The following is a 23409-nucleotide window of genomic DNA, read 5'->3' on the forward strand; positions in this document are numbered from 1 at the left end:
GAACATCGCAGAATTGCGTGACTGCGCTCGTCGTGCTGACGTCGTGCTGACTTCTGCTGCGGCCAGAACCGTTGATTTTAAGCATCACGGCTAAAGCGGTATTGGCCTTTCCCTTGTTGTTTTGCCAGATACATCAGGCCATCGGCCGCCTTGAGCAGACTTTGTGGTTCTGTACCATCATCCGGGTACATACCGATGCCAATACTGGCGCCGATTTTGGCCTGGCAAACCGACAATTGTACCGGCTGCGCCAATTGCATCAGGATTTTTTCCGCGACCAGCGCCGCGTCATCGCGATCGAGCAGCCCGGTTAACAACACCACAAATTCATCGCCACCAAACCGTGCCACTGTGTCACTTTTGCGCACACAGTGCTTCAGCATAGCCGCAACACGGGTCAGTAACTCATCGCCGACATGGTGGCCATGATTATCATTAACCGCTTTAAAACCATCTAAATCGATAAACAGCAGCGCCAGTTTTTCCTGATGCCGGGCATGTTGCATCACGGCTTGTTCCAGGCGTTCCTGCAACAGCGCGCGGTTAGCCAGCTGGGTCAGGTCGTCATGTGTGGCCATAAAACGCATTTTCTGTTCCATTTCACGTCGCAGCCCGACTTCGCGGCGCAGCGACATATTCCAGAAAAACACCACTGCAAACAACAGCAAACCCGCACCGACAATCTGCAGCACCAGAGTATAAATCCGGTCCTGCGCCAGGCCAGGGTCAACATCGAGCAGGAACCAGCGATTGCGGATCTCAGCGCGATCTGCTTCGGACAAAGTGCGTAAGCCCTGATCAATCGCCTGCAACAGCAACGGATAGTCTTTGCGCACAGCGAACAATGAAGGGGTAACTGGCATGTCCGGTGGCAAATGCATGCGCAGATTACTGTATTCCGGTTTGCGCAAAGTCCCGCCGGCGACCATCAGCGTATCAATGGCAAAGTTGACGCGGCCCTGCTGCAACAGCTCCAGACTTTCGTTGTAATGTGAAGTCGGCACTAACTTGATATCCGGGAACTGTTGCTCGAGTAACAGATTGATATCGTAGTCTTTTTCGACTGCCACTGTACTGCCGCTCAGCGCACGCATCGAACTGATTGCAGCCGTCTGGCCGAGACTTAACACGGCCCACTGCGAAGGCCAGAAATTCAGACTGAAATCTGCCTGTTGTTTTCGTTCTTCGGTGTCGGCCATGTTGGCAACCATGTCGAGTTTGTTCGCCAGAAAATCATCGACCAGCTGCAGCCAGTCGGTGTATGGCACCGCCGTAAGTTCTACCCCCAAGCGCTGATTGAGCTTAGTCAGAATGTCCTGCGTTACCCCTTTAAAAGAGCCATCCGCGTCGACAAACTCCATCGGCGGCCAATTGGCCATCACACCAACCCGGATGACGTGATGGTCTTTTAACCATTGTTGGGTTTCTCCGTTGAGCGGCACCTGCTGGCGAAAACTGTTGTAATAACCGGTCTCGGGCCTTGTCAGCCAGCGTTTTTCAATCGCTTCCAACTGGTCCTGTGTGATGGCCTGAAAGCCCTGCTTCAACTGCCCCGCCAATTTGCTGGCGTCTTCAGCCACCAGTACCTGTAATTCGGTCTGGTAACGCGGTTGTTCCAGTTTTTGATAGGCATTAGCATTGGTTTGCAACACCCGATGTTGCATCACTAAATCGGAGATAAAAAATCCGGCGATTTCGTTGCGCTCAAAAGCACGCAGCATTTCTTCCAGTTTTTCAAAACGGCGGATTTGCAACGCCGGGAAATCCTGCTGTAGTTTCTCAAGGTAAGAAGCTGCCGCAAAGACGCCGACTGGCTGCTTTACTTGCTGCAATGCTGTCAACTGCTTACCGTTGCCGTAGTAAAAAGATGACATCAGGCGATACACGGGCCAGACCGGCCGCACGTCGGCAGGTGTTTCAGTACCGACCGGATAGCCCATGTGAGCATCGACCCGGCCCTGGCGTAACGTTTTTAATCCCTGTGTGGTCGTCTCAGGCACCATCGCGATCGGAATACCAGTTTGTTCAGACCACAACTGCCACAAATCAACCAACAAGCCTTGCGGCAAACCATTTGGCGTAACATTCATCAGCGGTGGATTGCCTTCCGCCATCGCGACCAGCACAGTGTTTTCGTCACTGATACCACTGAGCCAGCGCCGCTCCAGCTTTTCGGTAAAACCGCTTGGCAACGCGGTAAATGCCCGACGCAGATGCGCTGCTAACTCAGGCCGGTCATGTTGAACGGCATAAGTTAATTCCATTTTCTGTAGCGGTAATTTGCGAAACAGTGGGAACTGTTCCTGTAACTCTTTATAACGGGCGTAACGCGGGCTTAACCTGTCCTGTGCGGTAAAGGCTTTTATTTCACCCTGCAAAGCCGCGTCGTACAGGCTGTCCTGTAAGGCAAATTCGCGCATAGTTGCCCCCGGCACCGCTTGTGCCAGTGCCGTGCCGTTGGCAGACTGACGCAGGGAACCGACGATATAAGGCTTGAGCTGTGCCAGTTGATTGACGTTATTTAAATCACGGTGCACAAAGACGTTGCTGTACACGTCCACCAGGGTCGGCCCCAGTAAATACTGCTGTTCCCGTTCTGCGCTACGATTGAGGCCGGCAATCACATCGATTTGGCCCTGTTCCAGCGCACGGGCCAATTCAGTCCGGTCCAGGATCTGCAAGTCTAGGCTTAAGCCAGCACTTTTCGCCAGCTGCGTCCATAAATCGACCACCAGCCCAACAGGTTGTTGCTGATTATCCAGGTAAACATAGGGGTAAATGTCAGCGTTAGTCCCGACAATCAGTCGACCAGATTGCAGAGCCCGATCGTCGGACGCGGCATGCAGCCAGCCGCTGAACAAAACACAAAACAGCAATATGATATGCTTCAACAAAATGTACTCTCATCAGGTGCTGTCGGTCAGACCAGACTTATTATGATGTATTATCTTGGTTGCCCGATGTGGGCACATGAACACTGGCGTGGCAGTCTGTTTGATGACCGCAGCAGCCCTTCTGACTTTTTAGCCCAATACAGCAGATATTTCAATGCAGTAGAAGGCAATACCACTTTCTATGCCGACCCGTCACCGGCGACTGTTTTGCGCTGGCAAAGCCAGGCGGCAGCCCATTTCCGCTTCACGCTGAAAATCCCGAAACTGATCAGTCATCAATTACGTGGCGTGGATCGCCTGGACGCACTAAGCCGGTGGCAGGCCTTAATGGCACCGCTGCAGCCACAGATTGGCCTGTGCCATTTGCAGCTGAGCGGCCAGTATTTGGTCACCGCAGATGCTGATTTTACTGGCTTGTTACAGCAGCTGCGCCAGTTTAGTCCGGTCGCAGTAGAAGTCCGCCATCCGGCCCTTTTTAATAAAGGTCCGGCGGAACAGCAACTGCATCAATTATTGCGGCAAACTGGCTGTGAACGGGTCATTCTGGACAGCCGCGCTTTATTTGCACAGCCGCCCGTCACCGCAGCCTTACAAGATGCACAACAGAAAAAACCCAGGTTGCCGGTGCATGTCTGCGCACTGGGGCCAAACCCGATGTTTCGATTTGTTGGCGTGTCAGATCTGGCCGCCAACCGGCCCTTTTATCAGCCATGGCTTAAAAAAATGGCGCAGTGGCTGGGCGAAGGCCTGACCCCTTACGCGTTTTTTCACACCGAAGATAACCAAAGCGCACCTTTATTGGCCCGGCAATTTGCTAGCGAGCTGGCTGCGCTGACTGGTGTTTCACATCCGGTGCTAGAACCCTGGCCAGCCGATTTAGCCCCATCGCAAAACACGCTGTTCTGAAAGCCTGCCCAAGCCGGGGAGTTTTTGCTACTATGCACGCTGTTTCAGCCAGTCTTAATCCCGCTTTGTGATGCAGCCCATGACGCAAAAAGATGCAATTTATGCCGAGCCTTTGGCTCAGGTGCAGGATTTCTGCTTCGACGCCGATGTCGTTGAAGTCTTCCCCGATATGATCCAGCGTTCAGTACCCGGTTATCAGACCATCATTCAGACCATTGGCAAACTGACGCAGCGTTATCAGCAAAACCACAGCAATTACTACGATTTAGGTTGCTCGCTCGGCGCGGCCAGCCTGGCGATGCGGCGTCAGCTCAGCGACAGCCAAAGCCGTGTCATCGCAGTCGACAACAGCCCGGCGATGGTCGAGCGCTGCCGGCTGCATTTGCAGGCGTTTCGCAGTGAAGTCCCGTTGGAAGTACAACTCGGTGATATCCGCGAATTAGCCATCAACAATGCAGCGATGGTGGTCAGCAATTTTACCCTGCAGTTTTTGCCCAAAGCCGACCGCGACGCTTTAGTGGCGCGCATTTATCAAGGGCTTAAACCCGGTGGGATTTTTATTCTGTCAGAAAAAGTCATCTTTGAAGATGCACTGACGCACGAATTACTGATTGATTTGCATCATGATTTTAAACGGGCCAACGGCTATTCCGAACTGGAGATCAGCCAAAAACGCACAGCGCTGGAAAACGTGATGAAGCCCGACACCATAGCCCAGCATCAACAAAGATTCAGTGCGGCGGGTTTTGCCAGCGCGACCGTGTGGTTCCAGTGTTTTAATTTCTGTTCGATGGTGGCGGTCAAACAAGGCGTCGCCATACAGCAAGGAGCCGCAGATGCAGTGGTTTAATGATTTTTACGCACTGGTCGCCAAAACCAAGCTGGCGCCCTGGCTCAACGTGCTGCCAGCACAGCTCAGCCATTGGTATAAAGAAGCGCTGCATGGCGATTTTAAGCAATGGAAAAAGGTGCTGGAGCACTTGCCCAAGACGCAAACTACGCAGGTCAACCTGCAAAGCGCCGTGGCGATAGGCGCAGCCGATGAATTATCCGACGGTGCCCGTCAGCGTCTGGAAGTACTGCTCAAACAACTGATGCCGTGGCGTAAAGGCCCGTTTGATATTCACGGCCTGCAGATTGATACCGAGTGGCGCAGCGACTGGAAATGGGACCGGGTGCTGCCGCATCTGGCACCGCTGCAGCATCGCACTGTGCTCGATGTTGGCTGTGGCAGTGGTTATCACCTGTGGCGCATGCGCGGTGCCGGCGCTGAACTGGTAGTGGGCATCGACCCCAGCCAGTTGTTTTTCTGCCAGTTTCAGGCGATTAAACATTTCCATCCCGACCCTGCCGTGCATTTACTGCCGATCGGCATCGATGACATGCCTGAGCTGAAAAGCTTTGATACGGTATTTTCAATGGGTGTGCTATACCACCGCCGTTCGCCACTGGATTTTTTACAGCAGCTGAAAAACCAGCTCCGGCCCGGCGGCCAATTGGTGCTGGAAACGCTGGTGGTGCCCGGTGATGCCCAGACCGTGCTGGTGCCGACTGACCGCTACGCCAAAATGCGCAATGTCTGGTTTATTCCAAGCACCGCCGCGTTGGAACTGTGGCTGCAGCGCATCGGATTTACTGATGTCCGCGTCGTCGACCTGAATCAGACCAGTCTGGAAGAACAGCGCGCCACTGAGTGGATGCAAAATGAAAGTCTGGTTGATTTTCTCGACCCGACTGATCATAGTAAGACCATTGAAGGTTACCCGGCACCGCTGCGTGCGGTGATTGTGGCAACTGCCTGATCCCAAGAGGAAATTTATGCGCTACCGCCCTAAATCGACGCTGGAACAATGGCGGATCCTGCAGGCAGTGGTGGACGCAGGCGGCTACGCACAGGCGGCCGAATTACTGAATAAAAGCCAGTCCAGTCTGAACCACGCCGTGGCGAAGTTGCAAAATCAACTTGGCGTGGAACTGCTGCAGGTGATTGGCCGCAAAGCGTTTTTAACGCCAGCCGGTGAAGTGATGCTGCGCCGCTCCCGCCTGCTGACCCAGCAAATTGAAGATCTGGAATTATTGGCTGCGAATATCGATATGGGTTGGGAGCCGGAGCTGCGCCTGGCCGTCGAAATTATCTATCCACGCGACAAACTGTATCAGGCCTTGTCGCAGTTTTATCCGCAGAGCCGCGGCAGCCGCATTCAGATTATCGACACAGTGATCACCGGCAGCGCCGAAATGATCCTCGAAGCCAAAGCCGATTTAGTCATCGCCGCCACACCGATAGTGCCGCGTGGCTACTTAAGTGAACCGCTGTGTATCACGCAAATGGTGCTGGTCTGCGCGCCGGACCATCCACTGACAACCATCGCAGCGCTCGATGCCGATGAGCTGACTCAACATCTGCAAATCGTGATCCGCGATACCGGACAAAAACCGGCAGAAAATGCTGGCTGGCTCAAAGCCGAACAGCGCTGGACTGTCGGTAACTTCTATGAAGCCATGACCATTTTGCAACGTGGCCTCGGGTTTTGCTGGTTACCCGAATTTATTGTGCAGCAAGCCATACAGGATGGCAGCCTGGTCCGGTTGCAACTCAGGCAAAGCACCGAACGGCAAATTCCATTGTCGCTGGTGATCCCCAAAGAAGACAAATTAGGCCCGGGTGGCCGGCAACTGCGCCAGATCATCCTCGCCGCTCATGGCAAAGCAGGAACATAATATGCTCAATACTGAACTGACTGAACTGATGCAACAAAGTGCGAAGGATGCTGTCTCTTACGCCCGGGATGAACATCAGGTCGAACTGGATTTAACGCTGGAATCGCTGCCACTGGTCGATGTACTGCTTAGCAGCATTTTCCACCAGCAACAAAAACAACGGATGTCAGACGCCCACATGTTTGCCTTGTGCAACATCTTCGGCGCTTATTTAGGTCAGGTGTTTATCAGCGTGGTTGGTGGCGAATGGGTCCATCAGACGGCGGATGAATCAGCGCCTTATGTCAGTCTGAACTACAACAACAAAGAATTTCCGCTGGCGTCACTGGTGTATCACAAAGTGACCAAAAATCCGGATCTGAGCGTCAAAGAATATATTTCACAGGCGATCAGTAACGCCATGCAATAAGGGCCGGACGCCCGACTGCTCAGTCCTGTGTGACCGCGCGCTGATTAAACCTTTTGTCTTGCCGGCAAACAAGGTAAAATGCGCGCGTTTTTTTATCCCCTTTTTAACTCAAAGCCATCGAGGATAACCGTGAGCGAGCAAAAAACTTCATTAAGTTACAAAGACGCAGGGGTCGATATTGATGCCGGTGAAGCACTGGTTGATCGTATCAAAGGTGCGGTGAAACGCACTACCCGCAAAGAAGTGATTGGTGGCCTCGGTGGTTTTGGCGCTATGTGTCAAATTCCGGCCGGTTATAAAGAACCGGTATTAGTCTCAGGCACCGACGGTGTTGGTACTAAACTGCGTCTGGCGATGGATTTGGGCCGTCACGACAGCGTCGGTATCGACCTGGTGGCAATGTGTGTCAACGACATCGTAGTGCAAGGCGCCGAGCCGCTGTTTTTCCTCGATTATTACGCTACCGGCAAGCTGAATGTTGATACTGCAGCCACTGTTGTTGAAGGCATTGCCCGCGGTTGTGAACTGTCTGGTTGTGCGCTGGTGGGCGGTGAAACCGCTGAAATGCCGGGCATGTATCACGGTGACGACTATGACATCGCCGGTTTCTGTGTCGGTGTGGTGGAAAAAGCCGACATTATCGACGGCAGTCTGGTGAAGCCTGGTGATCAGCTGATCGCACTTGCCTCTTCTGGCCCACACTCCAACGGTTTCTCGCTGGTACGCAAAATTCTCGAAGTCAGTGGTCAGTCGCCAGATACTTTATTAGGCGAAAAAACTCTGGCTGATCATCTGTTAGCGCCAACCCGCATCTACGTGAAAAACCTGCTGAATTTAATCAAGCAACTGCCGGTGCACGCACTGTGTCATATCACCGGCGGTGGTTTCTGGGAAAACATCCCTCGGGTATTACCAGAGCACACCAAAGCCGTGGTGAACGAGCAAAGCTATCAGTGGCCAGCCATTTTCGACTGGTTACAACAGCAAGGCAACGTGACCCGCTACGAAATGTACCGCACCTTTAACTGTGGTGTGGGCATGATTGTCGTTGTCAGCCAGGACAACCTCAGCAAAGCACTGGAACTGCTGCAACAAGCTGGCGAAAAAGCCTGGCACATTGGCGAAATCCAATCTGCGGTCAGCGGTGATGCCCAAGTGGTGATCCCTGGTGTGAACGCATAACGATGAAATCCATCGTTGTGCTCATTTCGGGCAGCGGCTCGAATCTGCAAGCCATTCTGGATGCCTGCAAGGCCGGCTTTATTGCCGGTCGTGTCAGCGCCGTCATCAGCAATAAAGCTGATGTGTTTGGCCTGACACGGGCATCAGACGCCGGGGTACCGGCGCTGGTACTGGACCATAAACAATATGCAGACCGCGCCAGTTATGACGCAGCGCTGTGCCAGCTGATTGACCGGCATCAACCGGATTTGGTAGTGCTGGCCGGTTTTATGCGCATTCTGACGCCAGAATTTGTCGCGCATTACAGTGGCCGGCTGCTGAATATCCATCCGTCGCTGCTCCCTAAATATCAGGGGCTGAACACCCACCAGCGTGCGATTGAGGCCGGCGATACTGTGCATGGCTGCAGTGTGCATTTTGTCACAGCCGAACTGGACGGCGGCCCTGTAGTGTTGCAGGCCAAAGTACCGGTATTCCCGGAAGATGACGCGGCAGCAGTGGCCGCCCGTGTGCATGAACAGGAACACCGCATTTACCCTTTAGTCGTGCGTTGGTTTTGCCAGGACCGTTTACAACAACAAGCTGATAAGGCATTGTTAGACGGCCACATTCTTTCACCACACGGATATGCCGATGATGATGAATAAACAATGGCGCCTTCTGGCGTCATTTTTTTGCCTGAGCCTGCTTTGTCCGGCACAGGCGCAACAGACCGCTGCGACGGCCCCTGCGGCAGCAATCAGTCAAACTCCCGCCGGACTCAAGCCATTCAGTGCTAAATATCAGGTACTACGCTCTGGTAAAGTCCATGGCGAAGCAGAACGTTATTTAAAACCCTGGGGCCAGGGTTATGAACTCGGTTATAAAAGTAAAATCAGCTGGTTGATTTTCAAAGACGAACGCCACGAGCGCTCGCGCTTTGTGCTCAAAGACGGCCATCTGCAACCATTTTTTTATCAGTTAAAACGTTGGGGCACAGGCCCGGGCCGGCACTATGAGCTGAATCTGGACTGGACTAAACAAGAGCTGTTAACCGGCAAAGAAAAAGCCGCGAAACCGCTGGAATGGGATAAACAATGGCTCGATCAGCTGAGTTACCACAGCCAGCTGGTACTGGAACTGGCAGCCGGTAAAACTGATTTCAGTTTTGATGTGCTGACCCGGCACGGCGATCCACGCAGTTATCAGTACAAAGTCACAGGTGAAGAACTATTGTCGCTGCCGGCCGGTAAGCTGAAAACCATTCGGGTCGAGCGCGTCGGCAAAGATCTGGATAAACAGGTCGTGGCCTGGGTGGCGCCTGAGCTGGATTATTTATTGGTGAAGCTGTGGCAGGCAGAAGACAAAGTCGAACAATTTGACGTCCAGCTGCAAAGTTATCAGTTTAACTAAAGGCAGAAATTACAGGTGCACCGGCTAAAACCGGCGCACCATCTCGCCAGCCTTCCACAACATCGCGTCGCCTACAGCCATCGGCTGCCAGGCTTCGTTACAGGTCAGCGGCATAGTAGCCACAATAGTCACGACATCACGCTCGGTGGTTTCGCGGGCAAAATCGATATCGACATCCACATCGGACAACCGCGCCAGGCCAAAAGGCGCGCGGCGCGTGATGTGATGCAGCTTGGTGCTGCAATAACAAAACAGATAATCGCCATCAGACAGCAATAAATTAAACACGCCTTGCTGACGCAGGCCATCACAGAGCTTTTTCACATAAGCAAACAGCTGCGGCCGGCTTTTTGGCCCTTGCGGATATTTTTCTGCCAGTGCTGACAAAATAAAACAAAAAGCCCGCTCACTGTCGGTGGTGCCGACTGGCTGAAACTGGCCACATGTTAACTGTTTATAATCACTGAGCTGGCCGTTGTGCGCGTAAGTCCAGTAACGTCCCCACAATTCACGGGTAAAAGGATGGGTGTTCTCCAGCGCTACCCGGCCCCGGTTTGCTTGCCGTACATGGGCTACAACCACGTTACTTTTGATCGGGTAGTCGGTGATGAGTTCTGCCACACGGGAATGGTGGCTGGCCGCGGCATCTTTAAAAGTCGACACGCCTTTGCCTTGATAAAAAGCAATGCCCCAGCCGTCTTTGTGTGGTCCGGTGTTGCCACCGCGTTCCCGCAGGCCTTTAAAACTAAAACAAATATCGGTCGGTACATTGGCCGACATGCCTAACAATTCACACATAACAGAGTTCCAAAACCAAGTCCGGTCAGACTATCAGCGTGTTACCGCTCTGAACAGTGCCAAATGGTTCTACTGCATAACCAAAGTACTATCCACAAAACTGTACAGTTGTTCAGCTACACTTGGGCTGATCCCTAGGTGGTGACTCAGGAACTGCTTGCATCTTGGCGGTAAGGCTTATACCCTATCGCAGTTAGTGGTCAGACCTCTTATCAGGAGAACAAGATGGAATTACTCGTATTTATCGTTTTATTACTGGTGTTGGTCGGCATCCTCGCCTACCACAGAGCCAGCCTGACTTTGTTTACCGCAGCCATTGGCGGTTTGTTAGTACTTGGCAGCTTCTTTGGCACTGTCGGTCTGATTGGCTGGATCCTGTTTGCCGCTGTCGCGCTGCCGCTGAATATCGCCAGTATTCGTCAGCAACACATCACCAAACCGCTGCTGAAGCTGTACCGCAAAATTATGCCGGAAATGTCCAGCACTGAAAAAGAAGCCATTGATGCCGGCACCACCTGGTGGGAAGGCGACCTGTTCCGCGGTAATCCGGACTGGCACAAATTACATAATTTCCCGAAACCACGGTTAAGTGCAGAAGAACAAGCCTTCCTCGATGGTCCGGTTGAAACTGTACTGAAGATGGTCGACGACTGGCATGTCACGCACGAACGCACTGACTTATCACCAGAAGTCTATAACTACTTAAAAGATCAAGGCTTCTTCGCCATGATCATCAAAAAACAATATGGCGGCCTGGAGTTCTCAGCGTACGCACAATCTTGTGTATTGCAGAAACTGACCAGCAAAAGCATGGTGCTGTCGAGCACTGTGGGTGTGCCAAACTCGTTAGGCCCCGGCGAATTGCTGCAGCACTATGGCACCAAAGAGCAACAGGATTATTACCTGCCGCGGCTGGCCAAAGGTTTAGAAGTACCTTGTTTTGCGCTGACCTCGCCAGAAGCCGGCTCTGACGCCGGTGCTATTCCGGATTACGGCGTGGTCTGTAAAGGCGAATGGGAAGGCAAAGAAATCGTTGGTATGCGCCTGACCTGGAATAAACGCTATATCACACTGGCACCTATTGCGACTGTATTGGGCCTGGCGTTTAAACTGCAGGACCCGGACAATTTACTCGGTGATAAAGAAGATTTAGGCATCACCTGTGCGCTGATCCCGGTCACCACACCTGGCGTGAAAATTGGTCGTCGCCACTTCCCGCTGAACGTACCGTTCCAGAATGGTCCGACTCAGGGTCAGGATGTGTTTGTGCCACTCGACTACATCATCGGTGGTCCATCAATGGCCGGCCAGGGCTGGCGCATGTTGGTTGAATGTTTGTCGGTCGGTCGTGCTATTACCCTGCCATCCAACAGTACCGGCGGCATCAAGTCGGTGGCACTGGCCACCGGCGCTTATGCCCGCATTCGCCGCCAGTTCAAATTGCCGATTGGTAAAATGGAAGGTGTGGAAGAAATCATGGCGCGCATCGGCGGTTATGCTTATATGGCCGATGCTTCCACCACGATGTCGGTAGGTTCTATCGACCTTGGTGAAAAACCATCGGTGATTTCGGCTATCACCAAATACCATATGACCGAGCGGATGCGGCAGGCCATCATCGATGCGATGGATGTACACGGCGGTAAAGGCATCTGTATGGGGCCAAACAACTACTTAGCCCGTGGTTATCAGGGTGCGCCAGTTGCCATCACGGTCGAAGGTGCGAACATCCTGACCCGCAACATGATCATCTACGGTCAGGGTGCAATCCGTTGCCATCCTTATGTACTGGCCGAACTGCAGGCGGCACAGCTCGATGATGAACGCGCAGCAGTCACTGCCTTTGATCGGGCACTATTTGGCCATATCGGTTTTAGTATCAGTAACTTCTTCCGTACTTTCTGGCTGTCTCTGACCAACAGTGCTTTCAGCCATGCCCCGGTGCAGGACGAAACGGCGAAGTACTACAAACAAATGAACCGGTTCAGCTCCGCCCTGGCGTTGATGTCAGATATAGCAATGGCGACGCTGGGCGGTGATTTAAAACGCCGTGAGCGCATCTCCGCGCGTCTTGGCGACATCTTAAGTATGTTGTACATCACATCTTCCATCCTGAAGCGTTACAACGACGAGGGCCGGCAGGCGCAGGATTTGGCGCTGGTGCAATGGGGCTGTGAAGACAACCTGTTCCGCGCCCAGCAAGCGCTGGATGAGTTGTTTGATAACTTCCCTAACCGTATCGTCGGCACAGTATTTAAACGTGTGGTATTCCCGTTTGGCCGCTCGTTACGCCGTCCAAGCGATCAGACGGAACATCAGGTCGCGCGCATCATGCAAACGCCTTGTGAAGCCCGTTCACGCTTAGGAACGCATTTGTATCTGACTGACGAGCCAAACAATCTGCTCGGCCAGCTGGAAAAGGCCTTGGCGGATATTCTGGCGGCAGAACCGTTGTTTGATAAAGTGATGCACGCTGCCAACAAAAAGCTACCGTTTTATCGCTTAAATGAAGTGGCAGATTTGGGCTTGAGCCTCGGTGTACTGAGCCAGGCCGAAGCTGAAAAGCTGCGTGTGGCGGAAGTGGGCCGGTTAAAAACCATCAATGTGGATGACTTTGACCCTATTGATCTGATGGCCGACAAATCGCTGTTAGAATCAGACGCCAAAGTGGCTGAACAAGCCGCTTAATCCTCAGCAATTCTGTACTATCAAGCCGGCTACTCAGCCGGCTTTTTACTGCCTGCAATATCCGTATCACGCCGAATACCAGTTACAGCGAGGCTTTGACGTCGAAGCTCAATGGCGACAAACAACGTTTAGGATGAGTGACAGGCATAACCGAAAAAGCGACTGGGGAGAATGCAGAATTGCAGAAAAGCAAAAACCCGCTATTGCGGGCTCTGAGAAGATGGTCGGTGATGCAAGATTCGAACTTGCGACCCCTTGGACCCAAACCAAGTGCGCTACCAAGCTGCGCTAATCACCGACATTTTGACTTCTTTACCAACTAACACGCTGAATTGGGGTGGCTGATGGGGCTCGAACCCACGACAACCGGAATCACAATCCGGGGCTCTACCAACTGAGCTACAGCCACCGCTGACTTCAACGTTCTCTTTAAGTAAATGGCGCGCCCGATAGGACTCGAACCTATGACCCACGGCTTAGAAGGCCGTTGCTCTATCCAGCTGAGCTACGGACGCAGAACTCGCGGCCACAGAAGCGCTCTACTTAAAGATGGTCGGTGATGCAAGATTCGAACTTGCGACCCCTTGGACCCAAACCAAGTGCGCTACCAAGCTGCGCTAATCACCGACTTCGTTACACTACTGCAACGGGGCGCAATATTACAACCCACCTCAGGCAGCGTCAAACGATTTTTTGCCGTTTCGAATCGTTTGCTTATTATTTGAACCTTCTGCGAATTTTCCGGATAAATCGCCGGCGATCCGCTGGAATTATCAACAAAATGAAACGCTTCTGGCATTTGGCTTGGCGCTGCCCTATCGCCTGTGAGAAAATACGCTACAGCATATTTTTCAGATCACAGGCAGAACAAATGGCAGCTCAGATTATCGATGGTAAAGCAATTGCCCAGGCGACCCGCAATCAGGTCGCGTTACGCGTGCAGCAACGGCTCGCAGCCGGCAAACGGGCGCCGGGTCTCGCCGTTGTACTGGTCGGTGCCGATCCGGCCTCTCAGGTCTATGTCGGCAGCAAACGCAAAGCCTGTGAAGAAGTTGGTTTTGTGCAGTTTTCTCACGATTTACCGGCCGACACCACACAACAGCAATTATTCGATTTAATTGACCAGTTAAATGCCGACCCAAGCGTTGACGGTATTCTGGTGCAACTGCCATTGCCGGCCGGCCTGGATGCTTCCACGATTCTCGAACGCATCAACCCGCTGAAAGATGTCGACGGCTTCCACCCGTACAATATCGGCCGTTTAGCGCAGCGTATGCCTGCCCTGCGTCCTTGCACACCGAAGGGCATTATTAAGCTGCTGCAATCGACCGGTGTGCAAATCCGCGGCATGGACGCTGTGGTGGTTGGCGCTTCGAACATTGTTGGCCGCCCGATGGCGCTGGAGCTGTTATTAGCCGGCTGCACCACGACGGTCTGCCACAAGTTCACCAAAAACCTGGAACAACAGGTACGCCGTGCTGATTTGCTGGTCGTTGCCGTTGGTAAACCAGAATTTATCCCGGGCGATTGGGTAAAACCTGGCGCGCTGGTGATTGACGTTGGTATTAATCGGCTGGATTCCGGCAAATTAGTCGGCGACGTAGAATTTGATAAAGCGGTGCAACACGCCCGGTTTATCACACCGGTGCCGGGCGGTGTTGGCCCGATGACTGTGGCTTGCCTGATTGAAAATACGCTGGAAGCCTGTGAGCAGTTCCACGATATGTAAAGTAAGTTTCCGGACATGAAAAACGCGGCTTTTGCCGCGTTTTTTCTTAGTACGATAACGTGAGTTAACCACGCCGCCAGCTGGTCACGCCGTTTTTATCTTCAACGATAATGCCTTTGGCTGTTAACGCGGCCCGCGCTGCATCCGCAGCAGCCCAATCTTTAGCTGCTCGTGCCGCATTACGGCTGGTGATCAAGGCTTCTATTTCAGCGACATCATCATCCGAACCACCGGCCTTGAGGAACTCCTCCGCGTCGCCCTGCAAAATCCCGAGGATTTCGCCCAGCTTGATTAATAAAGCTGCTAACTGCGCAGCTTTGATGCGGTCTTCGTCTTTGGCTTTATTGATCTCGCGTGCCAGTTCAAATAACACCGGCAGCGCCAGGGCGGTATTAAAGTCATCGTCCATTGCCGCGTTAAACTGACGGACATAATCGTTATCCAAGTCCACGCTTGCAGCGGGCGTGACACCACGCAGTGCCGTGTAGAGTCGACCCAGCGCAGCATGCGCCTGCAGCAGGTTTTCGGCCGAATAATTCAGCTGACTACGATAGTGGCTGGAGATCAGGAAATAACGCACCGATTCGCGGTTGTACTCAGCCAGCACGTCTTTGACAGTAAAGAAATTGCCCAATGACTTGGACATTTTTTCTTTATCGACCTGAACCATCCCAGTGTGGATCCAGGTATTGACGTACCGTGAGTCATGCGCACAGCAGCTTTGTGCAATTTCGTTTTCATGATGCGGGAACTGCAAGTCAGAACCACCACCATGGATATCAAAGTGCATGCCTAAATGCTTGGCACTCATCGCCGAACATTCAATATGCCAACCCGGACGGCCCGCGCCCCAAGGTGACTGCCAGCTTGGCTCGCCCGGTTTGGCCATCTTCCACAGCACAAAATCCAGCGGGTCGTCTTTGGCCTGGTCAATTTCGACCCGGGCGCCAGCCTGCAGCATGTCTAAGTTCTGCTGGCTGAGCTGGCCATATTCGGCAAAAGTGCTGACATCAAACAACACATCACCGTCAGCAGCGATATAAGCATGTTTTTTCGCCAGCAGAGTTTCAATCATTGAGACGATTTCATGCATATGTGTAGTAACCCGCGGCTCAATGTCCGCTGGCAGCAAACTAAGCGCGTTAAAATCGGCGTGCATGGCTTCGGTGTAACGCGCGGTCAACGCATCGCAGCTTTCACCGTTTTCATTCGCGCGGCGGATAATTTTGTCGTCGACATCAGTGATATTGCGCACATAAGTCACGTCATAACCGGAAAAGCGCAAATAACGAATCATCACATCAAAAGCGACATAAGTGCGGGCATGACCGACGTGACAGAAATCGTAAATAGTGATGCCACAGACATACATACCGACTTTACCGGGGACCAAAGGTTTAAAAGTTTCTTTCTGGCGGGTCAGCGTATTGTAAATCTGTAACATAATGTCCTCTGAGTGGTGGCAACCGGGCGTCTGGAAATGAATAAAAATAAGACGCCGTTAAAAAGCAACAGTGTAACATCAGCCTTGTTGCCGGGCTATCCTTGCTTTGTGTTCGCCGGGCCTTCAGGTAAACTATGCCGACATTTTTTCCGGAGTATTGAATATGGTAACTTTCCACACCAATTTTGGCGTGATCAAACTGAATCTGTTTGCTGACAAAGCGCCAAAAACCGTCGAAAACTTTAAGTCTTATGTGGCTGAAGGCTTCTACGACGGCACCATTTTTCACCGTGTGATCGACGGCTTTATGATCCAGGGTGGCGGTTTCACTCAGGATATGGAACAAAAAGAAACCAAAGGTCAAATCCAGAACGAAGCCGATAATGGCGTTGCCAACAAAAAAGGCACTATTGCTATGGCTCGGACCAATGACCCGCACTCAGCCACTTGCCAGTTTTTTATTAACGTTGCTGACAACAGCTTCCTGAATTTCAGCGGCAAAAACGCCAGCGGTTGGGGCTATTGTGTGTTTGGTGAAGTGGTTGAAGGTATGGACGTGATTGACAAGATCCGTACTGTCGCGACCGGTCGTAAATTCGGCCACGCCGATGTGCCGGTTGAAAACGTAGTACTCGAGAAAGCCGAATTACATGGCTGAGCGCTCGACCCTGCTGATCGCTGATCTGCATTTAAGTCCGGACAGGCCTGATATCACTCAGGCCTTTCTGCATTTTCTGGCCGGAACGGCGCGAGATGCGGACGCACTCTATATTCTCGGCGATTTATTTGAAGTCTGGATCGGCGATGATAATCCGGAGCCGCTGCTGCAACAGGTAGCAACAGCACTGCATAGTCTGAGCGCAACCGGCGTCCCGTTGTATTTTTGCCACGGCAACCGCGATTTTCTGCTGAAACAGCGCTATGCGCAAAAAGCCGGCATGCAATTGCTAGCGCCGCACACTGTCGTGGATTTATACGGTGTGCCGACTTTACTGATGCACGGCGACAGTTTGTGTACGCTGGATCTTGGTTATCAGAAATTCCGCCAGTGGTGGGACCAACCCTGGTGGCAATGGCTCATTCTGCATACGCCGCTGTGGTACCGCCAACATCTGGGTCGTAAAGCCCGTCGTGTCAGCGCCAGCGACAAAATGGCCAAGTCCTCGTCTATTATGGATGTGACGCCTGACGAAGTACCAAAAGTGCTGATGGCGCATCAGGTGCAGCATCTGATCCACGGCCATACCCACAGACCTGCAGTACACGAATTGCAACTGCCGGACGGCAGGCCCGCCTGGCGTTATGTGCTTGGCGACTGGTACCAGCAAAGTGCTTATCTCGAAGTACGGCCCTCCGGCTGGCAACTGCATTTTGCCGCACTGCCGACTCTTACTGAATCTTAAAGCGCCGATTATCACCATGAATTACGCCGAACTGCTGACCCCCGTCCATCAATTTTTATTATGCCGCACGCCACAGGCCTGGATAGATAAAGCCAAAGAGCCGGCGAATTTGCCTGTGTTGCTGCAGGACCATCTGCTCTGTGAATTAAAAGCGGCGCAAACGGCAATGTTACTGCTGCGCAAGTATGCAGTGGATAAAGAAGGCTCTTTGGCCTTACTGGAATGGCTGAAACCATTTGAAGACTTTGCTTATCGTTTTATTGGCGATGCCACGTCTTTACGCAATAGTGTCAAATTAAGCCGCAATCTGGCCGGCCGGCCGGATGTGTCATACAGCAATGAAATTATTGAGAAAATGGTGCTGCTTATCCGCGAAGAACTGCACCATTTTTATCAGGTGCTGGAAATTATGCAGGCACGTGGCGTTCCTTATACCAACATCAGTGCCGGTCGTTATGCCAAAGGCCTGATTAGCGCCTGCAAAACCCATGAACCGCAAATTCTGGTCGACAAGCTGATTTGCGGCGCTTTGATTGAAGCCCGTTCCTGTGAACGCTTTGCGGCGCTTGCCGAAGTAGTCGACGCTGAACTGGGCCAGTTTTATTTATCGTTGCTGCGCTCTGAAGCCCGCCATTTTGAGGATTATCTGACATTGGCGCAGCAGATCTCCACTACAGATATTCAGCCGCGCCTTCAGCATTTTTTGCAGATTGAAGCTGAGCTGATTCAAAGCCCGGATGCCGATTTTAAATTCCACAGCGGCAGCCCAATCTGATCCGATAATCGTGCTTTATCCGTATTCTCTGCAGGCAAACTTGACGACTTTACGTCTGTTAGCCATACCTTATTTATGAGTGTTCCGTTGTCACTCTGAGACCTCACCTGTAGCAGTAGACAAGGATAACGAAAATGATTCTAAACCACTTATGGGGCTTATACGCTCATCCGAAAGAAGAGTGGCATACCATCGATAACCGCCACGAAAGTTTAAAATATAGCCTGACCCACATTCTGTTGGTCTCCCTCATCCCGTCCGTTTGTGCTTATTTTTCTGCCGTGAATATCGGCTGGAGTATCGGCGTCGGTGAGCCCATCCGTCTGACCTCGGAAAGCGCATCGATGCTGGCTGTGGCGATGTATGTCGCGCTGATTGCGGGTGTTTTTGCGCTGGCTTATCTGGCGCATTGGATGGCCCACACCTTTGGCTCTGAGCCGACTTACACCCAAACGCTCGAACTTGCCTCTTATACATCGACACCATTATTTATGGTGGGCATCGCGTCGCTGTACCCGGAATTGTGGTTTGTGATGTTGGTGGGGTTAGCCGGGCTGTCGTATTCAGTGTATCTGCTGTATGTCGGCGTGCCGATCCTGATGCACATTCCCGAAGAACGCGGCTTCATTTACGCCAGTTCTGTGGTGACCTGTGGGTTGATTTTGCTGGTGTGCATTCTGACTGCTACCGCAATTTTGTGGAGCTCCGGTTTCGCGCCGATGTTCACGCACTAGGCATTGCCAAATAACAAAAAAGGAGCCGAGGCTCCTTTTTTTGTTCGCGGTGAAACTGTATTAACTTTCGTTATACAGTTCCAGATTAGCGGCCATGGCGGCTGCTTTTAACGCCTTCGAATCTTCGCTGCGCGCGGCGTCCAGGCGGTTCAGGTATTCCTGCGAAATATCGTTGGTGACATAAACACCGTCAAACACCGACGTTTCAAACTTCTTGATCGCCGGGTTTTCGTCACGAACTGCACCAATCAGGTCTTCTAATGATTGGAAAATCAAACCATCAGCACCGATGATTTTGCAGATACTTTCCACATCATGGCCATGGGCAATCAGTTCATTCGCTGACGGCATATCAATACCGTACACGTTCGGAAAACGGATCTCCGGAGCAGCCGAGGCGAAATAAACTTTGCTCGCACCAGCTTCACGCGCCATTTCGATGATTTGACCTGAAGTCGTGCCGCGCACAATAGAGTCGTCGACCAGCAGTACATTTTTGCCTTTAAATTCCTGCTTGATGGCGTTGAGTTTACGCTTAACGGACTTCTTGCGCTCACCCTGCCCCGGCATGATAAAGGTGCGGCCGATATAGCGGTTTTTCACATAGCCCTGACGATACGGCAGGCCCAGTTCGTGAGCTATTTGCAGTGCGGCATCATTACTTGTTTCCGGAATGGGGATTACCACATCAATATCCAGATGCGCCCACTCTTTTTTAATCTTTTGACCGAGTTTTTTCCCCATGTTGACGCGGGACGCATAAACCGAGACATTGTCGATGGTCGAATCCGGCCGGGCGAAATAAACATACTCAAAAATACAAGGCGTGTAAGTCGGATTTTCCGCACATTGCTGACTGAACAACTGGCCATCTTCAGTAATGTACACCGCTTCACCCGGCATCACGTCCCGCAGCACGGCAAAACCGTCCGCATCCAGCGCAACGCTCTCTGACGCTACCATATATTCAGTGCCAAGCTCGGTTTCGCGTTTACCCATCACCAGAGGGCGAATGCCGTTTGGATCACGAAACGCCACCAGGCCGTGGCCAATGATCAAGGCCACCACGGCATAACCGCCGCGCACTTTGCGGTGCACGCTGGAGACAGCACGGAAAATGGCATCCGGCATCAGGTGCAAGGCATTGTCGCATTGCAGCTCATGGGCAAAGGCATTGAGCAGGACTTCAGAGTCTGAATTGGTGTTAACGTGACGGCGGGCGTCATTAAACAGCTGGTCTTTGATTTCATCGGCATTGGTCAAATTGCCGTTGTGCGCCAGAGCAATACCAAAAGGACTATTGACATAAAACGGCTGCGCTTCGGCAGTGCTGGCAGAACCTGCCGTCGGGTAACGCACATGACCGATGCCGATATTGCCGGCCAGCCGCTGCATATGACGGGCTTCAAACACGTCTTTGACCAGGCCATTGGCTTTACGCAGACGCAGACGATTCTGGTCCACAGTGACGATGCCGGCAGCGTCCTGGCCGCGATGCTGTAAGACGGTGAGGCCATCGTACAACGCCTGATTGACCGGATATTTACCTACGATACCAACAATACCACACATGGAACCTTACCTCGTCAGAACAGATGTCTGTTGCATAAAACTCGAGTTGTCTTTCAGATAAGTGAAAAACCACTCAATGATAAAATCGAATTCGGGGATCAAAATTGACGCTTTCCACCACTCGGCGCTGGCCGATGGCGTAAATGCATCGAGGAAAAATAACAACGCGCTGACCACCAGCACACCACGCAGGGCGCCGAACACCAGGCCTAACAGCCGGTCGGTGCCACTTAAACCCGTGGATTGCACCAGCTTGCCAATCAGGAAATTCAATAAACCGCCGAGTAGCAGGCAAGAGACAAACAATATACCAATCGCGACAGCGTTGCGGATTAAAGCATTGTCTATATTAGAAAAAAACGGGGAGAGATAGGGATAATAATGACTGGCTACAAAAAACGCCAATACCCAGATGATCAACGAAATGGCTTCTTTCACGAAGCCGCGGATTAGACTGATCAATGTCGATAATCCGATGATTGCCAGAATGGCGTAATCAACCCAAACCATTTGCTACCAAAACAGGACGCTTGAGGACGGCGCGCATTCTACCAAATGCGGTGCAGCACTGCCTAGCGACAATTACCATTCCGGCGTTAATTTTACGCTGGTGTGACCGCCGGCTGCTGCCGGCAAGCTCCAGAGTCTGACCTGGCTGCAGTCTGCACGCGGCATTGGCAGGCCCATTACTTCAAAGCCGGGAACACAACTGCTTAATTTTCTACCGGCTGATAGCTGCTGACTTTCAGCTTAGGCACCTGCGCCAGCTGCTGTAACTCAGCAAGCTTGGCTTCAAGTTTGTCTTTTTTCAGATCCGGCCCCACCAACACGCTGACCATAGTGGTGCCCTGGCTGTTGACGATTTTACGGGTAAAAGCGTTATGTCCGGCCGCTTTGAGTTTACTGACCAGTGCGTTGGCATTTTGTTCTTTGCTGAATGAGCCCACTTTGACTACATAAGCGGCCTGAGATAAAGGCTTTTCTACTTTGACGGGTGCCGGTGGTTCAGTGGTGGTTCTCTCCGCTGGCAATGGCTCGGCTGGTAAAGTTGCTGTCTGGACATTCTTTGCCTGATTAGTGCCTGCCTGATTGGTGTCAGCCTGCGCTTGTGCGGCCTGTTCAGTCAGCGTTGGTTTTGTATCAGCCATTGGATCCGGATCTGTTCCGGTGTCAGCCGGCGTCGCAGCGTTTTGCACAGCCGGCTCAGTGGCCGTTTGCTCAGCCGGTGTTGCCGCAGACGGCACATCCAGCGCCGGGCTATTATCCGTCACCGGCGCCATCGCAGCGGTTTGCGCCGCCTGATGCTGATCTTGGCTAAATACTGCAGGCTGCGCCACTTCGGCAAACTCCGGCCGCTCCGGAATCGCTTTAAAATCATCTTTGCTGACCTGCTTGCGGCCATCGAGTAAATCCGGCAAAAACACCACAGCAGCGACAATCAGAATAGCGGTGCCGATCAGGCGATTGGTAAAAACTGCAGTCATACATTTTCCTGTGGCCACAGACTCAGCACGCTGCTGACCGTGACAAAAGATCCAAATACTACAAATAATTCATCTGCCGGCGCACTGGCGATACGCGCCAGCACGTCGGACATCTGCGGATACTGACAGCTTTGCTCTGTTGAAGGCAAGGCCTGTAGCAGCAGATCGCTGTCGGCGCCGCGTACACCAGGTAAAGACACCAGATGCCAGTGATAGCCTTGGCCAATAAAACAGCTCAGCGCTTCGCGAATGTCTTTGTCTTTGAGCATCCCGACAACCAACTGGATTTTGCGATAGCCAGAGCTCAACAGCCCGACCTGCGCGGCCAGATAAGCCGCTGATTGCGGATTATGCGCCACATCCAGCAGCACCGCTGGCTTGTGGCTTAACCACTGCAGCCGGCCCGGCAAACTGAGTTCAGTCAGCACCTGTGTGCAGATGTCTTCGTCTGGCAGTAAATCCAGCATCTCAAGCGCTGTGAAAGCAGTCGCCACGTTCTGTACCGGCACGCCCGGCAGTGGCAGATGCTGATAATGTTGGCCGGCATAACGCCAGGCAAAAGTCTTCGATTGAACATCAAGTTGGAAGTCGCTACCGGCACAGCATAGCAAAGCGCCAAGCTCAGCGGCGACCTGGCGGACCGACTGCGGCACCTGCAAATCCCCTACTACTGCGGGCCGACCCGCTCTGAATACCCCGGCTTTCTCCCGGCCTATGGTCTCCCGGTCATTACCGAGCCAATCCTGGTGATCCAAATCAACTGTCGTGATGATACTCAGCGCCGGATTGACAATGTTGGTGGCGTCCAGGCGGCCACCTAAGCCCACTTCAATCAGACAAATCTGCGGCGCCTGAGTTTTCAGAATGGCAAAGGCTGCCAAAGTGGTGAATTCAAAATACGTCAGCGCAATGTCAGCGCGCAGGGATTCGACCTGTTTGAGGCCTTCAACCCACAACTCATCAGCGACATCGGCGCCATTGATCCGCAACCGCTCATTAAAACGCAGTAAATGGGGTGAGCTGTAGACACCAACACTCAGCCCCTGCGCTAAAAGCAGTTGCTCCAGCGTGCGGGCGGTGGTGCCTTTACCGTTGGTCCCGGCAATCAGGATCACAGTACCAGGCAATTGCGCCAGCGCGGCGCGTTCGGCAACAGACTGCACCCGGCCAAGGCCAAGTTCAATTTTTTCAATGGGATGAGATTGTTCTATGTAACAAAGCCAATCTGCCAGACTATGGCACGATTGGCTTTGTAGTAACGCAGTGGAAGTCATAACG

General features: G+C 52.5%; 21 protein-coding genes and 4 tRNA genes. 14 read left to right on the top strand and 11 right to left on the bottom strand.

The annotated features are described in order from the left end of the window. Positions 1 to 77: 77 nt before the first annotated feature. A complete protein-coding gene (locus ABNT34_RS05315; protein WP_348729483.1) occupies positions 78 to 2891 on the bottom strand; it encodes a transporter substrate-binding domain-containing protein in 2814 nt (937 codons plus the stop codon). A 45-nt stretch (positions 2892 to 2936) separates the two neighbouring features. On the opposite strand from ABNT34_RS05315, the gene ABNT34_RS05320 reads away from it, so the two are divergent. The 8 genes from ABNT34_RS05320 (at position 2937) to ABNT34_RS05355 (ending at position 9504) form a co-directional block, all read left to right on the top strand. Continuing rightward, positions 2937 to 3800: a DUF72 domain-containing protein gene (locus ABNT34_RS05320; RefSeq protein WP_348729485.1), complete on the top strand. Its 864-nt coding sequence runs from the start codon at positions 2937 to 2939 to the stop codon at positions 3798 to 3800. Positions 3801 to 3879: 79 nt separating this feature from the next. Then, complete coding sequence (cmoA, locus tag ABNT34_RS05325) at positions 3880 to 4650, top strand: carboxy-S-adenosyl-L-methionine synthase CmoA (protein WP_348729486.1); 771 nt, start codon at positions 3880 to 3882, stop codon at positions 4648 to 4650. After that, positions 4637 to 5602 carry a tRNA 5-methoxyuridine(34)/uridine 5-oxyacetic acid(34) synthase CmoB gene (gene cmoB, locus ABNT34_RS05330; protein ID WP_348729488.1) on the top strand — a complete coding sequence of 322 codons (966 nt, stop codon included), beginning with the start codon at positions 4637 to 4639 and terminating at the stop codon, positions 5600 to 5602. The genes cmoA and cmoB overlap by 14 nt, the downstream gene beginning before the upstream one ends. 16 nt (positions 5603 to 5618) lie before the next feature. Next, positions 5619 to 6521 carry a LysR family transcriptional regulator gene (locus ABNT34_RS05335; RefSeq protein ID WP_348729490.1) on the top strand — a complete coding sequence of 301 codons (903 nt, stop codon included), beginning with the start codon at positions 5619 to 5621 and terminating at the stop codon, positions 6519 to 6521. 1 nt (position 6522) lies between these two features. Beyond that, entirely contained in the window at positions 6523 to 6930 is a 408-nt protein-coding gene (locus ABNT34_RS05340; RefSeq protein WP_348729492.1) for a hypothetical protein, read from the top strand. A 129-nt stretch (positions 6931 to 7059) separates the two neighbouring features. After that, a complete protein-coding gene (purM, locus tag ABNT34_RS05345; protein ID WP_348729494.1) occupies positions 7060 to 8112 on the top strand; it encodes a phosphoribosylformylglycinamidine cyclo-ligase in 1053 nt (350 codons plus the stop codon). A 2-nt stretch (positions 8113 to 8114) separates the two neighbouring features. Further along, the gene (purN, locus tag ABNT34_RS05350; protein WP_348729496.1) at positions 8115 to 8759 is read left to right on the top strand and encodes a phosphoribosylglycinamide formyltransferase; all 645 of its coding nucleotides are present in this window, start codon (positions 8115 to 8117) and stop codon (positions 8757 to 8759) included. Beyond that, entirely contained in the window at positions 8746 to 9504 is a 759-nt protein-coding gene (locus tag ABNT34_RS05355) for a DUF3108 domain-containing protein (protein ID WP_348729498.1), read from the top strand. Before purN ends, ABNT34_RS05355 begins: the two co-directional genes overlap by 14 nt. Positions 9505 to 9528: 24 nt before the next feature. On the opposite strand, the gene ABNT34_RS05360 is transcribed toward ABNT34_RS05355, so the two are convergent. Further along, positions 9529 to 10302, bottom strand: coding sequence for a class II glutamine amidotransferase (locus ABNT34_RS05360; protein ID WP_348729500.1), 774 nt, complete (start codon positions 10300 to 10302; stop codon positions 9529 to 9531). A gap of 225 nt (positions 10303 to 10527) precedes the next feature. On the opposite strand from ABNT34_RS05360, the gene fadE reads away from it, so the two are divergent. Then, entirely contained in the window at positions 10528 to 12990 is a 2463-nt protein-coding gene (fadE, locus tag ABNT34_RS05365; RefSeq protein ID WP_348729502.1) for an acyl-CoA dehydrogenase FadE, read from the top strand. A gap of 221 nt (positions 12991 to 13211) precedes the next feature. Here fadE and ABNT34_RS05370 read toward each other — a convergent pair. The 4 genes from ABNT34_RS05370 to ABNT34_RS05385 all read right to left on the bottom strand — a co-directional run bounded on the left by ABNT34_RS05370 (position 13212) and on the right by ABNT34_RS05385 (position 13617). Further along, a tRNA-Pro gene (locus tag ABNT34_RS05370) sits at positions 13212 to 13288 on the bottom strand. A 35-nt stretch (positions 13289 to 13323) separates the two neighbouring features. After that, positions 13324 to 13399 (bottom strand) — tRNA-His (locus ABNT34_RS05375). Between the two features lie 29 nt (positions 13400 to 13428). Next, a tRNA-Arg gene (locus ABNT34_RS05380) sits at positions 13429 to 13505 on the bottom strand. A gap of 35 nt (positions 13506 to 13540) precedes the next feature. Continuing rightward, positions 13541 to 13617: transfer RNA gene (locus ABNT34_RS05385), tRNA-Pro, on the bottom strand. A gap of 244 nt (positions 13618 to 13861) precedes the next feature. Between ABNT34_RS05385 and folD the strand changes: the two genes are divergently transcribed. Next, positions 13862 to 14719 (top strand): bifunctional methylenetetrahydrofolate dehydrogenase/methenyltetrahydrofolate cyclohydrolase FolD, encoded by an 858-nt coding sequence (folD, locus tag ABNT34_RS05390; RefSeq protein WP_031571740.1) that lies wholly within the window; start codon positions 13862 to 13864, stop codon positions 14717 to 14719. Positions 14720 to 14783: 64 nt separating this feature from the next. Here the strand turns inward: folD and cysS are convergent, their stop codons facing one another. Further along, a complete protein-coding gene (cysS, locus tag ABNT34_RS05395; protein ID WP_348729504.1) occupies positions 14784 to 16163 on the bottom strand; it encodes a cysteine--tRNA ligase in 1380 nt (459 codons plus the stop codon). 163 nt (positions 16164 to 16326) lie between these two features. On the opposite strand from cysS, the gene ABNT34_RS05400 reads away from it, so the two are divergent. From ABNT34_RS05400 to ABNT34_RS05415, 4 genes are all read left to right on the top strand, one after another. After that, a complete protein-coding gene (locus ABNT34_RS05400; RefSeq protein ID WP_348729506.1) occupies positions 16327 to 16821 on the top strand; it encodes a peptidylprolyl isomerase in 495 nt (164 codons plus the stop codon). Continuing rightward, complete coding sequence (locus ABNT34_RS05405) at positions 16814 to 17566, top strand: UDP-2,3-diacylglucosamine diphosphatase (protein WP_348729508.1); 753 nt, start codon at positions 16814 to 16816, stop codon at positions 17564 to 17566. Before ABNT34_RS05400 ends, ABNT34_RS05405 begins: the two co-directional genes overlap by 8 nt. 16 nt (positions 17567 to 17582) lie before the next feature. Beyond that, the gene (miaE, locus tag ABNT34_RS05410; RefSeq protein ID WP_348729510.1) at positions 17583 to 18341 is read left to right on the top strand and encodes a tRNA isopentenyl-2-thiomethyl-A-37 hydroxylase MiaE; all 759 of its coding nucleotides are present in this window, start codon (positions 17583 to 17585) and stop codon (positions 18339 to 18341) included. 134 nt (positions 18342 to 18475) lie between these two features. Further along, positions 18476 to 19075, top strand: coding sequence for a Yip1 family protein (locus ABNT34_RS05415; protein ID WP_348729512.1), 600 nt, complete (start codon positions 18476 to 18478; stop codon positions 19073 to 19075). Positions 19076 to 19135: 60 nt separating this feature from the next. Here ABNT34_RS05415 and purF read toward each other — a convergent pair whose 3' ends face one another. The 4 genes from purF to folC form a co-directional block, all read right to left on the bottom strand. After that, positions 19136 to 20647: an amidophosphoribosyltransferase gene (purF, locus tag ABNT34_RS05420; RefSeq protein ID WP_348729514.1), complete on the bottom strand. Its 1512-nt coding sequence runs from the start codon at positions 20645 to 20647 to the stop codon at positions 19136 to 19138. 6 nt (positions 20648 to 20653) lie between these two features. Beyond that, on the bottom strand, positions 20654 to 21157 hold the full coding sequence (locus ABNT34_RS05425) for a CvpA family protein (protein WP_031571727.1): 504 nt from the start codon (positions 21155 to 21157) through the stop codon (positions 20654 to 20656). Positions 21158 to 21360: 203 nt separating this feature from the next. Then, entirely contained in the window at positions 21361 to 22131 is a 771-nt protein-coding gene (locus ABNT34_RS05430) for an SPOR domain-containing protein (protein ID WP_348729516.1), read from the bottom strand. Then, entirely contained in the window at positions 22128 to 23405 is a 1278-nt protein-coding gene (gene folC, locus ABNT34_RS05435; protein WP_348729518.1) for a bifunctional tetrahydrofolate synthase/dihydrofolate synthase, read from the bottom strand. Before folC ends, ABNT34_RS05430 begins: the two co-directional genes overlap by 4 nt. Between the last annotated feature and the right edge of the window lie 4 nt (positions 23406 to 23409).

The sequence above is a fragment of the Rheinheimera texasensis genome, from assembly GCF_964031785.1.
Lineage (GTDB): Bacteria > Pseudomonadota > Gammaproteobacteria > Enterobacterales > Alteromonadaceae > Pararheinheimera > Pararheinheimera texasensis_A.